Raw genomic sequence first — 13,361 nt, 5'->3', positions numbered from 1 at the left:
GTCCTGCTCGGTCGCGGTCCAGTTGAAGTACTTCTTCGTCTCCTCGGCGCCGAGCTTCTGCCACAGCGCGAGCGCGCCGCGGCGCCCGGTACCGCAGCACCGCCGCCATGCCCTCGACGTCGCCGAGGGCGCCGTCCGGTACGAAGCGGACGGACCGGACCGGACCGCCGGCCGCCGGCGTGGGGCCGGACGCGTCAGTCCCGGTCGCTCTCGGGGCCGCAGGAACTGCCGTCGGGCGGGAGCGAGCCGGACAGCAGGAACGCGTCGATCTTCCGGTGCACGCAGGTGGAGGACGCGTACCCCGTGTGACCCTCACCCCTGTTGTCGAGCACCACGGCCGAGTCGCCGAGCCGCCGAGCCGTCTGCACGGTCCAGCGGTAGGGCGTCGCCGGATCGCCGCGCGTGCCCACGAGGAGCATCTTCGGAGCGCGGAGGTCCCGCACCCTCTCGCGGATGAAGTCGGTGCCCCTGGGACGGCCGTAGCACATCAGGTACTCGATGAGCCGGTAGCGGCCGAAGACCGGGGAGGCCTCCTCGTACGCGGCGCGCAGCCGGCCGAGGTCCCGGGAGATCCGGTCGGCGCCGGGGCGGTCGGGATCGTCCGCGCAGTTGATCGCCATCAGCGCCGCCGGAAGGTTGTCGAGGGGTATGTCCTCCTGGTCGACGAGACCGCCGTCCGCACCGGCGCCGGCCCGGAGACCGGACGCCCGCCATCCCGACCGGCCGCCGGAGAGCCCGAGGAGGGCACGGGTGTCCCCGTCCTCGACGAGCGAGGCCAGCGCCCGCTCCAGCGTGGGCCACAAGTCCTCGCTGTAGAGGGCCTGTCCGATGGCGCCCACCAGATCCTGCCCGGTGAACTCCCCGCCGAAGTCCGTCGGCACCGGGTCCTCGTCGAGCGACGCCACGAGCCGTACGACCTCCTCCCGGGCCGAGCGCGCGTCCGTACCGAACGGGCAGGCGATGTCCTTCACGCACCAGTCGACGAAGTCCTCCAGCGCCGTCTGCTGTCCTGCCGCACCCGCCACGCCCTGTGCGGACAGCGGTTCGGTCAGGGTGTCCACCCCGTCGAGCACGAACCGGCCGACCTTCTCGGGGAACTGGGCCGCGTACACCGCGCCGAGCCGGGTTCCGTAGGAGAAACCGAGGTAGTTGAGCTTCTTGTCGCCGAGGGCCTGGCGCATCACGTCCAGGTCGCGGGAGGCGTTCACCGTGCCGATGTGCGGCAGGACGGGCCCGGAGTGCTTCGCGCACGTGGCGGCGGCCTTGCGTATCCGGTCCAACACGGCCCGCGGCTCACCGGTGACCTCCGTGTCCGTGCTGGTCACCAGCACGGACTTCTCGGTGCCGTCGCCGCAGCTGACCGGCGAGGACCTGCCCACGCCCCGGGGGTCGAAGGACACCACGTCGTAGCCGTCCGTGAGACCCATGAACTCCTCGCCCCCGTTGGCGAGTTCGCCGACTCCGGCGCCGCCGGGACCGCCGAAGTTCAGCAGCACCGAACCACGTGCCTTCCCCGTCGCCCGATAACGGGCGAGGGCCAGGTCGAGGGTGGCCCCGCGCGGTCGCGCGTAGTCGAGCGGGACGGTGACCTTCCCGCACTGGAGATCCCTGGGCGTCTCCAGGCCCTCGCACTTTCCCCACGCCACCTTCTGGCGGTAGAACCGGGACAGATCCGGCTCGGAGCCGTCCGGCGACGCCGCCGGGAGCCCCGCTCCGAGCAGCGCCAGCCCGGCCGCCGAGGTGATCACGCAGCGCCGGACCGTGGGCCGCGGCGACAGCTTGGCCAGCATCGATGCCTCCAGAGGCGCCCGTCGCGGACCGGGAAGCGGCGCCCTCGATCACGATAAACGGACCTCGCCAGGCACGCCTCCGGACGAGCGGGATCACGGGGTCTGCCCTGCCCTGCCCTGTGCCGCTCGCCCCGCATGCGGGGTTTTACCGATGGTTCGGAGTCATGACACTCACATGGCCGTCGCTGCCTGCTCCGGCGCGATGACGGTGGCCGCGCCGGCGTTCGCCGGCTCCGTGGCCGGCGGTGCCGCGCCGGGCTCGCCCGGACTGATCTCCGGCAACACCGTCCAGCTCCCGCCGCAGGTGCCGGTGAACGTGTGCGGGAACACCGTGAACGTCGTCGGGCAGCTCAATCCCGCGGCAGGCAACAGCTGCGCCGGCGAGGGCCGCGGCCCTCGACGAAGACGCCCGGCGGGCCCGGTCGGCTGCTCCGGCCCTGAGGGTTCAGCCGGCGGCGCGATGGAAGCGGCGGTGCAACGCCCGTACGTCCCCGACCAGTTCGGGCACCGGGCCGTCCACCCTCACGCCGGGTGCCACCTCCTGGACGGGAAGCGTCCGCACCGGCGGTGCCGGAACCCCCAACTCGTCCAGCCAATCAGCGAGTTGCTTCGACGAGGCCACGTACACGATGCGGCCCAGGCCCACCCAGGCGTGGGCGGCCGCGCACATCGGGCAGTGCTCGCCGGACGTGTACACGGTCGCGGCGGCCCGCTCCCCGGGTGTCAGCCGGGCCGCGGACCAGCGGGCCAGTGCGAACTCGGGGTGCCGGGTGCGGTCGCCGGAGGCCACCCGGTTGTGGTCCTCGGCGAGCACCGTGCCGTCCCCGCCGACCAGCACCGAACCGAACGGCTCGTCCCCCGCCTCCAGCGCCTCGGCCGCGAGTTCCACACAGCGGCGCAGGTGAGGCAGTTCGGCGTCCTTCACGACCATGGCGTACGGCCCCTCCGCTGACGTGATCTTCACCGTGATTCTAGGCGCGCGGACCGGGTGTCCGGCGGCGGTGCGGCCGTAAACGTCGTTGCCGCGACGGCGTGCGGATGGTGGAGTGAGCGCATGGATCACAGCGCGGTACTCGCCCTGTACGACCGGGACATGCGCGAGGGCGCGCGGCCGGACGGCCCCGGTGCCCGGATCGAGCGGACGGGGCGTGTCGTCCGCCAGGTCGCCTCGGCGCGGGGCTGGAACGGTGTGGTCTGGTCCCGCCTCGACGAGACGTCCGCCGACGCGGCGATCGCCGAGCAGATCGCCCACTTCTCCGGTCTCGGGCGCGAGTTCGAGTGGAAGCTCTACGGGCACGACGTCCCCGTCGATCTCGGACAGCGGCTCAGAGCGGCCGGGTTCACCCCCGAGCCCGAGGAGACGCTGATGATCGGCGAGGTCAACGACCTGAACTTGGACGCCGACCCGCCCGAGGGCATCCGTCTCCTGACGGTCACCGACCGGGCCGGCGTCGATCTCGTCGCGGACGTGCACGAGAAGGCGTTCGGCACCGACAGCTCCCGGCTGCGGCACCAGTTGCTCGCGCGGCTCACGGAGGACCCGGACACCGTCCTGTCCGTCGTCGCGCTGGACAGGGACACGCCGGTGAGCGCCGCCCGGATGGAACTCGTGCCGGGCACCCGCTTCGCGGGCCTGTGGGGCGGCGGCACCGTCGAGGGCTGGCGCGGCCGGGGCATCTACCGCGCGCTCGTCGCCCACCGGGCCCGCGTGGCCGTCGACCGCGGCTACCGGTACCTCCAGGTCGACGCCTCCGGCCAGAGCCGCCCGATCCTCGAACGCCTCGGCTTCCAGCCGCTGACCACGACGACGCCGTACGTGTACGTGCCGTAGCCCCGCCCGCGCCCACGTGTACGTGTACGTGTACGTCCGAGCCGGCTCCCGCGCCTCACGGCACACGAACGGCGCGCCGGCTCTCGCCGGCGCGCCGTTCACTTCGTGGGTGTGCCCTCCGCGCCTACGCCACACCTGTCAGCGGCGTGACTTCGCCCGGTCCAGCGCGATCACGCCCACTGCGGCGAGACCGATCTGGATCAGCCACTCGACCCAGTCCACGCCCTTGGTGTCGGCCACGTCGAACGCGCCGGCGATCGCCGAGCCGATCAGCGCGGCGATGATGCCGACCGCGATCGTCCACAGGATTCCGATGCGCTGGCGTCCCGGGATCACGAGCCGGCCCAGGATGCCGATGACGATGCCGATGATGATGGCGCTGATGATGCCGTCGATCTCCATCTCGCCCCTCTTCGTCCGTCGTCAAGACCCCCGCATCAGCACGTATGCCCCCGGGGTCCGGGGACAGTCCGGACTTCGGGTAACCATTGGCTAAAGCAGGCCGGCGCAGCGCCCCGCAGCCCGGCCGGACGGCGGACGCGCCCTCGCGTGGCCTGCGAGCCGCAGTGCGAGGAACACAGGGGAGAGGTGGACCGCAGGTGGAGGAGTCGGTGCTCGGCGGTGGCGCGGTCAACGAGGTCGTGCGGGTCGGCGCGAGCGTGCGGCGCACGCCGCACGCACGGTCGGGCTACGTACGGGACCTGCTCGGGCTGTTCGACCGGCGGGGCTGGCCGGGCGCGCCGCGTTTCCTGGGAACGGACGAGCGGGGCCGGGACATGTTCGCCTACGTCGAGGGACGCGCGGCCCTGACCGCCGCCGAGCGCGCCGCCGCCCGCACCGACGCCACTCTCGTGCGGGTGGCCCGGCTCGTGCGCGCGTTCCACGACCTGACGCACGGCACACCGCAGGCCGGGGACCGGGACGTCGTGTGCCACAACGACCTCGCCCCGAAGAACACCGTGTACACCGTGGACGGCGACGCGTGGCGCCCGCTGGCCTTCATCGACTGGGACCTCGCCGCACCGGGGGAGCGCATCCACGACATCGCCCACGTGTGCTGGCAGTACCTGGACCTCGGGCCCGGCGTGAGCGACGTACCGCAGGCGGCCCGCCGGATGCGGCTGATCTGCGACGCCTACGGGCTCACCGGACGTGACGGTCTCGTCGAGACGATCCTGTGGTGGCAGGACCGCTGCCGGCGGGGCATCGAGGCCGCGGCGGAGCGCGGTGAGCCCGCGATGGTCGCCCTGCGCGAGGCCGGAGCCGTAGACGAGGTGCGCAGCGCCTGGGAGTGGGTCGACGGCCACCGCCGTGAACTGGGGAGCCGGCTCGCGTCACCGTGCTGACGCCGGGTGCCCGCTGGTACGGAGCACACGGACGGCCGGCCCCGCAACGCGCGCGGACCACATGGCCCAGCTCAGGCCGTACATGCGTTCGGGGGTCTGGGTGAATCCGAGGGCCAGCAGACCGATCGCGATGCCCACGATCAGGTTGTGGGTCACGAGGCTGGGCTGGCTCGTCGTGTAGTGGACCACCCAGGGGGACACGGTGCGGTGGCGGTGAGCGCCGCGTACAGCCGCCCCGAAGGATCCGCAGGCCGCCCCCGGGGAGCACCGACCCTCCCCAGGGGCGACGGGAGAGCCGGGGGGTGACTCTCCGCGGGCAGCGCTCCGGCCAGGCCGTGGCTGCGTTGTCTGCTTCCGCTCCGGGGACCGGTTCGGATGCGGTCACCCGGCATCGGATGCGAATGTCCGACCGAGAACGGCGAGAGGGCTACGCGTGCGCCATGTCGGGTTCGGCGTCCTCGTGCTCCCGCAGGCCGTGCCGCAGCCGCAACAGGCCCCGCCGGGCGTGGCTCTTGACGGTTCCCAGGGGCCAGCCGGTGCGTTCCGCGATCTGCGTCTGGCTGAGGTCCTCGTAGAACGTCAGGCGCAGCACGCGGCGTTGGGGCGCGGGCAGTCCGGCGAGTGCCTGCCCGACTGTCACACGGTCGACGGCGGCGTCGGGGTGGGCGCCGTGCGGATCGGCGAGCAGCAGGACGGATCCCGCCGTCGCGACGAGATCCCTGCGACGGGACCGTGCGGCCAGCGCGTCGGCGACCTTGCGCCTGGTGATGCCCGCGATCCACCCCGCCGGCGTGCCGCGTTCGGGCCGGTAGCCCTCGCGTCCGCGCCACACGCCGAGGAACACCTGCTGGGTGACGTCCTCGGCCTCACCGACGTCACCCAGGGAACGCCGCGCGAGAGTCTGCACCATCGGCGCCCACCGGCGGTACAGGGCTTCGAGGCAGGCTTCGTCGCCCGAGGTCAGTCCGCGGGCCAACTCCTCGTCGGTGAACGACTCCGCGGTCCGTTGCGCGCTCATGACGACGACTCCTCAGGTCGGGTCCGGCCATCGTCCGAGCCGTGGGACCGAGTCCTCAACTCGCGTCGTTTGTGCGTCGTATAGTCGCCGCATGAGCGAGTCCGAGGCGGAGCGGGAACCGGACGTGGGTCTCACCACCGGGGCGCTCGCCCGCAGACTCGGGGTCTCCCCGACCACGCTCCGCTCATGGGACCGCAGATACGGCATCGGCCCGGCGGTCCGCGTCGAGGGCAGCCACCGCCGGTGGACGCCGCGGGACGTCCTGCTGCTGGAGACGATGTGCCGGCTCACGTCGTCGGGGGTGCCGCCGGCCGAGGCGGCCCGTGCCGCCAGGGAGAGCGTGGCCGGCTCTCCCGTCGCCCCCGCCCCGTCCGCGCGGGCCGGCGCCCCGGAGGCGGCCGGTGACTCCCGGGCCGCGGGCGCCCTCCCGCTGGGGGACGTACGCCAGGAGTGCCGTGGGCTGGCCCGCGCCGCGGTACGGCTGGACGCCCCGGCGGTCGAGGAACAGTTGGCCTCCGCGGTCGAGCAGCACGGTCTCACGGCGGCCTGGCAGGAGGTGATGGTGCCGACCCTGCACGCGGTGGGGCGCAAGTGGGCTTCGTCCGGCGACCGGTACGTGGAGGTGGAACACCTGCTGTCCTGGTACGTGTCCACGACTCTGCGCCGGGTCACCCGGCCCCTGGACGCCGACGCCCTCGCGGCCGCCGCCGGCCCCGTGGTGCTGGCCTGTGTGCCGGGCGAGCAGCACACCCTGCCGGTCGAGGCGCTCAACGCCGGACTGAGCGAACTGCGGCTGCCCGTCAGGATGTTCGGCGCCGCCGTGCCCGCCGAGGCGCTGACGGCGGCGGTCCGGCGCCTGGGCCCGGCGGCCGTGGTCCTGTGGGCGCAGGCACGCTCCATGGCCAGCGTGCCGCTCGCCCGGCACCTCGCCGGGACCCGCTGGGGGATGAAGGGGGCACGCCGGCAGCCCGTGGTGCTGTTGGCCGGGCCCGGCTGGGCCGGCCGTTCCGTGCCCGGGATGCCGAGGCCGGCGAGCCTCAGGGAGGCGCTCGACACGGTGGCGGGCGTGTACGGCACCGCCGGGTAGGCACCACCGGTAGGCGCCATCGGTAGGCACCACCAGGTAGGGGCCACCGGGCAGCGCGCGCCGGGCCGGGGTCGCCGTACGCAGGTCACCGAAGGGTTCTACCGAAGGGTTCTCAGGCGCGTTCGCGGGCCCGCTTGAAGCGGGCGAGGCCTTCGGAGAGGCCGACGATCGGGTCCGGATAGTCGATCGCCGCCCGTTGCGGACCCGGGAGTTTCCATGGCTCGTGCACCGACGGGCCGCCGAGGCCCGCGAGTTCGGGCACCCAGCGCCGCACGTACGCCCCGTCGGGGTCGCGACGTCTGGCCTGCGTGAGGGGGTTGAGGACCCGGTTGGGGCGGGTGTCCGTGCCGGTCCCGGCCACCCACTGCCAGTTGAGCTGGTTGTTGGCCACGTCACCGTCGACCAGCAGGTCGAGGAAGTGCCGGGCGCCGACGCGCCAGTCGACGTAGAGCGTCTTGGCGAGGAAGGAGGCGGTCAGCAGGCGGGCCCGGTTGTGCATCCAGCCCTCGTGGCGCAGCTGGCGCATTCCCGCGTCGATCACCGGATAGCCGGTCCGGCCCTGCCGCCAGGCCTCGATGTCCTCGCGGGCCGTGCGCTCGGTGCGCCAGCGGTCGTGCCTGGTGCGGTAGTCGGCGGTGGCCGCGCGCGGCCGGGCCGCGAGGACCTGCCGGTGGAAGTCCCGCCAGGCCAGCTGTCGTACGAAGGCCTCGGCGCCGGAGCCGCCCGCCGCGCGCGCCCGGTGGACCAGCTCGACGGCGGACAGGGAGCCGAAGTGCAGGTACGGCGACAGGCGTGAGGTGGCGTCACCGCCGAGGTCGTCGTGCCCGTCCTCGTACGTGTCGGCCGGCTCCCGCAGCCAGGCCGACAGGCGTCTGCGGCCCTCCGGTTCACCGCCCCGGGCCAGGCCCCGCGACACCCCCGGCACGGCGGCGCGGGACGGCAGCGGCTCCGAGGCGATGCCGTCCGGCACGCGTACCGCACGGGGTGCGGCGAGGGTGTCGCGCAGGCGCTGGACGGACCACTGGCGGAAGTACGGGGTGAACACGGCGAAATGGTCGGAGGACGCCGGGGTGACCGCCCCCGGAGCGACGGCCGTGGTCACCGTGTCGTGGACGTGCAGCCGCCGCCCCTCCCCCTCCAGGGCGCGACGCAGGCGCTCCTCGCGCCGGCGCGCGTACCCGCTGACGTCGGCCGCCAGGTGGACCTCGTCGGCGTCCGCCTCGGCCGCCACCCTGCACACCTGCTCCACGACGTCTCCAGTCCGGAGCACGAGCCGGCCGCCCCGCTGACGCAGCCCCGTGTCGAGGTCCCGCAGGCAGTCGGCCAGGAAGGCCAGCCGGTTGGCGGCGGCGAAGCCGGCCCGGTCCACGCCCGTGTCGCGCACGAACAGCGGCACCACCCGGCGGGCCCCGTCACCGGCCGCCCGCAGCGGAGGGTGGTCGTGCAGCCGCAGGTCGGCGGTGAACAGGACGACCGAGACGTTCATGACGTGCGCTCCGGTGACGAGGAGGAGGTGACGGTGGTCTGCTTCCGGGCCGCGTGCCCCGGCGGATGCGGTGGTCAGCGGCCGGATGCCCGTTCATCCGGGGGAGTGAGCGGTGTCCGGGCGGCGGCCTTCGCGATGTTGCGGGCCATGCCGCCGAACACCACGGCGTGGAAGGGCGAGACGCTCCACCAGTACGCGTGGCCCAGCAACCCGTGCGGATGGAACAGGGCCCGCTGGCGGTAGCGGGTGCGGCCCCGGCTGTCGGGCTCGACGGACATCTCCAGCCACGCCAGGCCCGGCAGCCGCATCTCCGCACGCAGCCGCAGCAGCCGCCCCGGCTCGATCTCCTCGACGCGCCAGAAGTCCAGCGAGTCACCCGCCCGCAGGCGTGCCGCGTCCCGGCGCCCCCGGCGCAGACCGACCCCGCCCGCCAGCCGGTCCAGCCATCCCCGCACCGCCCAGGCGAGCGGGAAGGAGTACCAGCCGTTGTCCCCGCCGATCCCCTCGATCACCCGCCACAGGGCGTCCGGGGAGGCGTCCACGGTCAGCTCGCGGCGGTCCGTGTACAGGCTGCCGCCGGCCCAGTCCGGGTCCGTGGGCAGCGGGTCGCTCGGCGCTCCGGGGACCGAGGCGGATGACCAGCGGGTGGCGACCTGAGCGTCCTGGACGCGCCGCAGCGCCAGCCGCACGGCCTCGTCGAAGCCGAGGGGATGCCCGGGCGGGAAGGGCACGTACCGCTCGATGTCGTGTTCGTGGCACACCACTTCGTGCCGCAGCGACTCGGTGAGCGGCCGGGCGATGCCCCGGGGCACGGGGGTCACCAGTCCCACCCAGTGGCTGGAGAGGCCGGGGGTGAGGACCGGCACGGGGACGATCAGGCGACGCGGGAGCCCGGCGATCACGGCGTATCTGGTCATCATGTCCCGGTAGGTCAGCACGTCCGGCCCGCCGATGTCGAAGGTCCGGTTCACCTCGCTCGGCATGCGGGCGCTGCCGGCCAGCGCGCGCAGCACGTCCCGGACCGCGACCGGCTGGATCCGGGTGCGCACCCACCTCGGGGTCACCATGACCGGCAGCCGTTCGGTGAGGTGGCGGAGCATCTCGAAGGACGCCGAGCCCGAGCCGATGACGACCGCGGCCCGCAGCACGGTCGTCGGGACGCCCGACGCCAGCAGGATGCGGCCCACCTCGGCGCGCGAGCGCAGATGCGGCGACAGCTCCCGTTCGGGCACGCCCGCGGGGGCGAGACCGCCGAGGTAGACGATCCGGCGCACCCCGGCCGCGCGGGCCTGCTCGCCGAAGATCCGGGCCGCCGCGCGGTCGGTCTCCTCGAAGCCGCTTCCCGTGCCGAGGGCGTGCACCAGGTAGTAGGCGACGTCGACGTCCCGCAGGGCCGCCGCGACCGAGGCGGCGTCAGTGACGTCGCCGCCCACCACCTCCACCTCGCCCGCCCACGGGTGATCCCGCAGGGCGCCGGGGGAACGGGCCAGACAGCGCACCCGGTGCCCCTCGGCGAGCAGTTCCGGAACGAGCCGGCCGCCGACGTAGCCCGTGGCGCCGGTCACCAGGCACCGCAGCCCTGCTCCTGAGTCGTCCGTGTCCATCGGGCCTCGCTCCCCACACGTGTCGGTGCCTGTCGATGATCTCTTCCAAGCGGCGGGTCCGTCCGGATGCGGGCCCTTCTATAGGCTGATCGCGTGGGCACAGCAGACGAACGGGCGCGGCAGACGGGTGAGCGGGCGCCCGCCGAGGCGGCGGAGGCGGAGGCGGAGGCGGCGGAGGCGGAGGCGGAGGCGGCGGTGACGACCGATCTGCAGTCCTTCGCGGTCCAGCTGCGGCGGATGAACGGTGAGATCAACCGGCTGGTCCATGGTTTCGCGGGCGACCACGGACTGCACGCCACGGACGTCCAGGCACTCGCCGCGATCCTGGACGCCACCGAACCGATGACGCCGGGGCGGCTGCGCGGGCATCTCGGACTCACCTCGGGGGCCGTCACGGCCTGCATCGACCGGCTCGAACGCGCCGGCCACATCCGCCGGGTCCGGGAGAGCGCCGACCGCAGGGTGGTCCACCTGTACTACGCGGCCGACGCCAGATCGGCCGCCCGCAGCCACTTCCGTCCGCTGGCGCACGCGACGGACTCCGCCCGCTCCCGCTTCACCGAGGCCGAACTGGCGGTGGCGCTGCGCTTCCTCGCCGCGATGAACGACGAGCTGTCCCGGCTGAGGTCGCCGCAGACCTGACAGACCGGGGTGTGCGGTGCATCCGCCGCCCGGGTGACCGGGGAAGAACGGGAGGCATTACGATCAGCCCTCAGATATCTCAATCATTGAGATTGTTTTTCATCGAGATACTTCCCTGTCGCGTGAAGCTGGAGAACGATGTCCCTCGCCCCTCGACGATCCCGCCTGATCGTCCCCGTCCTGCTGCTGCTCGTCTGGCTCGTCGCGGGCGGCGCCCTCGGCCCGTACGCGGGCAAGCTCGGCGAGGTCGCGACCGACGACCAGGCCGCCTTCCTGCCGCGCAGCGCCGAGTCCACCGAGGTGATCGCCGAACAGCGCGCCTTCCGGCAGGAGGAGACCCTGCCGGCGATCGTCGTCTGGACCGCCGACAGTGACGGCGGTGCGACGGCCCGGCGGGAAGCGGCCGGCCGGGCGCTCGCCTCGCTCGCCGGGGCCCCGGGCGTGGTCGGTTCTCCGTCGCCCGCCGTCCCGTCCGACGACGACAGAGCCCTCCAGGGCGTGGTGCAGCTCCGCCCGGACCTCGGCGACGGACTGCCGGACGCCCTCCAACGGATCCGGAGCGCCGCCGAGAAGGTCCCGCAGACCACCGTCCACGTGGCCGGCCCGGCCGCGAGCCAGGCCGACCTGTCCGACGCGTTCGCGGGCATCGACGGACTGCTGCTGGCCGTGGCGCTGGTCACCGTCCTGGTGATCCTGCTGCTGGTCTACCGCAGCGCGCTGCTGCCCCTGGTGATCATCCTCGGCGCGGTCTTCGCGCTGGGCGTGGCCTGCGCCCTGGTCTACGTCCTGGCCGACCACGACGTCGTACGGGTCGACGGCCAGGTCCAGGGCATCCTCTCCATCCTGGTGATCGGCGCGGCCACCGACTACGCCCTGCTGCTCACCGCCCGCTACCGCGAGGAACTGGCCCGGCGTGCCGACCGGTTCCAGGCCGTGCGGACCGCCCTCAGGCAGTCCTGGGGCGCGATCGTCGCCAGTGCGGCGACCGTCGCCCTCGGCCTGCTCGCCCTCCTGCTCAGCGACCTGACGAACAACCGGGCGCTCGGCCCGGTCGGAGCGATCGGCATCGCCTGCGCGGTGCTCACCTCCCTCACCTTCCTGCCCGCGGTGCTCGTCCTGCTCGGCCCCGCCGCCTACTGGCCCGCGAGGCCCCGGACCGTCGACGGCGGCGCCGGCTCCACCGTGTGGCGCCGCGTCGCCGGCCTGGTCGACCGGGCCCCGCGCAAGGTCTGGGCGACCGCCCTCGCCGCCCTCCTGGCGTGCGCCGCCTTCGCCCCCACCCTGGCGTCGAAGGGCGTCCCGCTCGACGAGACCTTCGTCAACGACGCCCCCTCCGTCGCGGCCCAGCGGACGCTGGCCCGGCACTTCCCGGGCGGCTCGGGCAACCCCGCCGTGGTCGTGGCGAACGCGGGCAGCGCGGACCGGGTGGTGTCGGCGGCCCGGGACACCGAGGGGGTCGCCGCGGCGGCGGGCGTGACGAAGTCCGGCCGCCCCGGCGGTGATCCGCTGGTGGTGGACGGACGGGTGCGGATCGACGTCACCCTCGCCGCAGCCGCCGACAGTGACGCGGCCAAGGACGCGGTGGCCCGGTTGCGCACCGTCCTGCACGACGTGCCCGGCGCCGACGCGCGGGTCGGCGGCTACACGGCCCAGCAGTACGACACGCTGCGCACGGCCGAGCGGGACCGCACCCTGATCGTCCCGGTGGTGCTCGCCGTCATCTTCCTCATCCTGACCGTGCTGCTGCGCTCCCTGCTGATGCCCGCGCTGCTGGTGATCACCGTGGCGCTCAACTTCGTCGCCACGCTGGGGGTTTCCTCCCTCGTCTTCCGGCATGTGTTCGGCTTCACCGGCACCGACCCGTCCGTGCCGCTGTACGGCTTCGTCTTCCTGGTGGCGCTGGGCGTCGACTACAACATCTTCCTGATGTCCCGGGTCCGTGAGGAGTCCCTGAGGCACGGCGTCCGGCAGGGTGTGCTGCGTGGCCTGGTCAGCACGGGAGGGGTGATCACCTCGGCCGGAGTGGTGCTCGCCGCCACGTTCGCCGCGCTCGGTGTGATCCCGCTGGCGTTCCTGGTCCAGATCGCGTTCATCGTCGCCTTCGGCGTGCTGCTCGACACGCTCGTGGTCCGTTCGCTGCTGGTGCCGGCGCTGGTCCGGGACATCGGACCGACGGCGTGGTGGCCGGCCCGGCCCGGCGTGCGGACGCCGCCGAAGGCACCGTGACGGGAGGACGGATTCCCTTTTTGAAAGGGGACACATGTCCGACGGGCTCGTGGGCAACCGGATTGTACGAGAGATGCGGTTCGCAGTCGAAAGTTCTCAGTGGAGGTGTCTGCCGTCATGAGCGCCAAGGTGTTGGAGCGGTTTCCTGCGGGAGCTCCTCGCGGATCGTGGCCGGCGGAGGAGTTCGCGGCCGCGCGTCGCGCCGAGGGTGAGCCCGCGAGGGTCGTCATGGATCTGAAGTCGGACGCGTTCCTCGTGGTGGTCCCGGACTCCGACGAGGACTGACCGCCGTCCCGCGTCACCGTCACGGCCCGCCCCGGACGGTGACGCG

The 13,361-nt window shown here is 73.5% G+C and carries 12 protein-coding genes and 3 pseudogenes; 7 read left to right on the top strand and 8 right to left on the bottom strand.

Features of this window, described 5'->3' with window-relative positions; genetic code table 11:
- Together ACWD0J_RS39970 and ACWD0J_RS39965 are read right to left on the bottom strand one after the other, a co-directional pair.
- Positions 1–75: pseudogene (locus ACWD0J_RS39970) on the bottom strand (rhamnogalacturonan acetylesterase); the annotation flags it as partial.
- 119 nt (positions 76–194) lie between these two features.
- Entirely contained in the window at positions 195–1,790 is a 1,596-nt protein-coding gene (locus tag ACWD0J_RS39965) for an alpha/beta hydrolase (RefSeq protein ID WP_451500776.1), read from the bottom strand.
- 151 nt (positions 1,791–1,941) lie between these two features.
- On the opposite strand from ACWD0J_RS39965, the pseudogene ACWD0J_RS39960 reads away from it, so the two are divergent.
- A pseudogene (locus ACWD0J_RS39960) lies at positions 1,942–2,109 on the top strand (chaplin family protein); the annotation flags it as partial.
- Between the two features lie 126 nt (positions 2,110–2,235).
- Here the strand turns inward: ACWD0J_RS39960 and ACWD0J_RS39955 are convergent.
- Positions 2,236–2,721 (bottom strand): nucleoside deaminase, encoded by a 486-nt coding sequence (locus tag ACWD0J_RS39955; protein WP_451500777.1) that lies wholly within the window; start codon positions 2,719–2,721, stop codon positions 2,236–2,238.
- Between the two features lie 123 nt (positions 2,722–2,844).
- Here ACWD0J_RS39955 and ACWD0J_RS39950 point away from each other — a divergent pair, with 123 nt between their 5' ends.
- Positions 2,845–3,621, top strand: coding sequence for a GNAT family N-acetyltransferase (locus ACWD0J_RS39950; protein ID WP_451500775.1), 777 nt, complete (start codon positions 2,845–2,847; stop codon positions 3,619–3,621).
- A gap of 138 nt (positions 3,622–3,759) precedes the next feature.
- Here ACWD0J_RS39950 and ACWD0J_RS39945 read toward each other — a convergent pair whose 3' ends face one another.
- The gene (locus tag ACWD0J_RS39945; RefSeq protein WP_451500774.1) at positions 3,760–4,023 is read right to left on the bottom strand and encodes a GlsB/YeaQ/YmgE family stress response membrane protein; all 264 of its coding nucleotides are present in this window, start codon (positions 4,021–4,023) and stop codon (positions 3,760–3,762) included.
- A 197-nt stretch (positions 4,024–4,220) separates the two neighbouring features.
- Here ACWD0J_RS39945 and ACWD0J_RS39940 point away from each other — a divergent pair, with 197 nt between their 5' ends.
- Positions 4,221–4,967 (top strand): phosphotransferase family protein, encoded by a 747-nt coding sequence (locus tag ACWD0J_RS39940; RefSeq protein WP_451500773.1) that lies wholly within the window; start codon positions 4,221–4,223, stop codon positions 4,965–4,967.
- A gap of 60 nt (positions 4,968–5,027) precedes the next feature.
- Here ACWD0J_RS39940 and ACWD0J_RS39935 read toward each other — a convergent pair.
- Together ACWD0J_RS39935 and ACWD0J_RS39930 are read right to left on the bottom strand one after the other, a co-directional pair.
- Positions 5,028–5,168 (bottom strand): annotated as a pseudogene (locus ACWD0J_RS39935) (SPW repeat protein); the annotation flags it as partial.
- 226 nt (positions 5,169–5,394) lie between these two features.
- Positions 5,395–5,985, bottom strand: coding sequence for a sigma-70 family RNA polymerase sigma factor (locus ACWD0J_RS39930; protein ID WP_451500772.1), 591 nt, complete (start codon positions 5,983–5,985; stop codon positions 5,395–5,397).
- Positions 5,986–6,076: 91 nt separating this feature from the next.
- On the opposite strand from ACWD0J_RS39930, the gene ACWD0J_RS39925 reads away from it, so the two are divergent.
- Entirely contained in the window at positions 6,077–7,072 is a 996-nt protein-coding gene (locus tag ACWD0J_RS39925) for a MerR family transcriptional regulator (protein WP_451500771.1), read from the top strand.
- A 112-nt stretch (positions 7,073–7,184) separates the two neighbouring features.
- Here ACWD0J_RS39925 and ACWD0J_RS39920 read toward each other — a convergent pair whose 3' ends face one another.
- Positions 7,185–8,558 carry a cryptochrome/photolyase family protein gene (locus ACWD0J_RS39920; protein ID WP_451500770.1) on the bottom strand — a complete coding sequence of 458 codons (1,374 nt, stop codon included), beginning with the start codon at positions 8,556–8,558 and terminating at the stop codon, positions 7,185–7,187.
- A gap of 74 nt (positions 8,559–8,632) precedes the next feature.
- Positions 8,633–10,162 carry an SDR family oxidoreductase gene (locus ACWD0J_RS39915; RefSeq protein WP_451500769.1) on the bottom strand — a complete coding sequence of 510 codons (1,530 nt, stop codon included), beginning with the start codon at positions 10,160–10,162 and terminating at the stop codon, positions 8,633–8,635.
- Between the two features lie 93 nt (positions 10,163–10,255).
- On the opposite strand from ACWD0J_RS39915, the gene ACWD0J_RS39910 reads away from it, so the two are divergent.
- The 3 genes from ACWD0J_RS39910 to ACWD0J_RS39900 all read left to right on the top strand — a co-directional run bounded on the left by ACWD0J_RS39910 (position 10,256) and on the right by ACWD0J_RS39900 (position 13,315).
- The gene (locus ACWD0J_RS39910) at positions 10,256–10,804 is read left to right on the top strand and encodes a MarR family winged helix-turn-helix transcriptional regulator (protein WP_451500768.1); all 549 of its coding nucleotides are present in this window, start codon (positions 10,256–10,258) and stop codon (positions 10,802–10,804) included.
- A 138-nt stretch (positions 10,805–10,942) separates the two neighbouring features.
- Positions 10,943–13,030 carry an MMPL family transporter gene (locus ACWD0J_RS39905; RefSeq protein WP_451500767.1) on the top strand — a complete coding sequence of 696 codons (2,088 nt, stop codon included), beginning with the start codon at positions 10,943–10,945 and terminating at the stop codon, positions 13,028–13,030.
- 117 nt (positions 13,031–13,147) lie between these two features.
- Positions 13,148–13,315, top strand: a complete 168-nt coding sequence (locus ACWD0J_RS39900; RefSeq protein ID WP_451500766.1) for a hypothetical protein — start codon at positions 13,148–13,150, stop codon at positions 13,313–13,315.
- Positions 13,316–13,361: the final 46 nt, after the last annotated feature.

The sequence above is a fragment of the Streptomyces sp. NPDC003011 genome, assembly GCF_053591515.1.
Note: the sequence above shows the minus strand (reverse complement) of the source record. Positions and strands in the feature narration are given on the sequence as shown.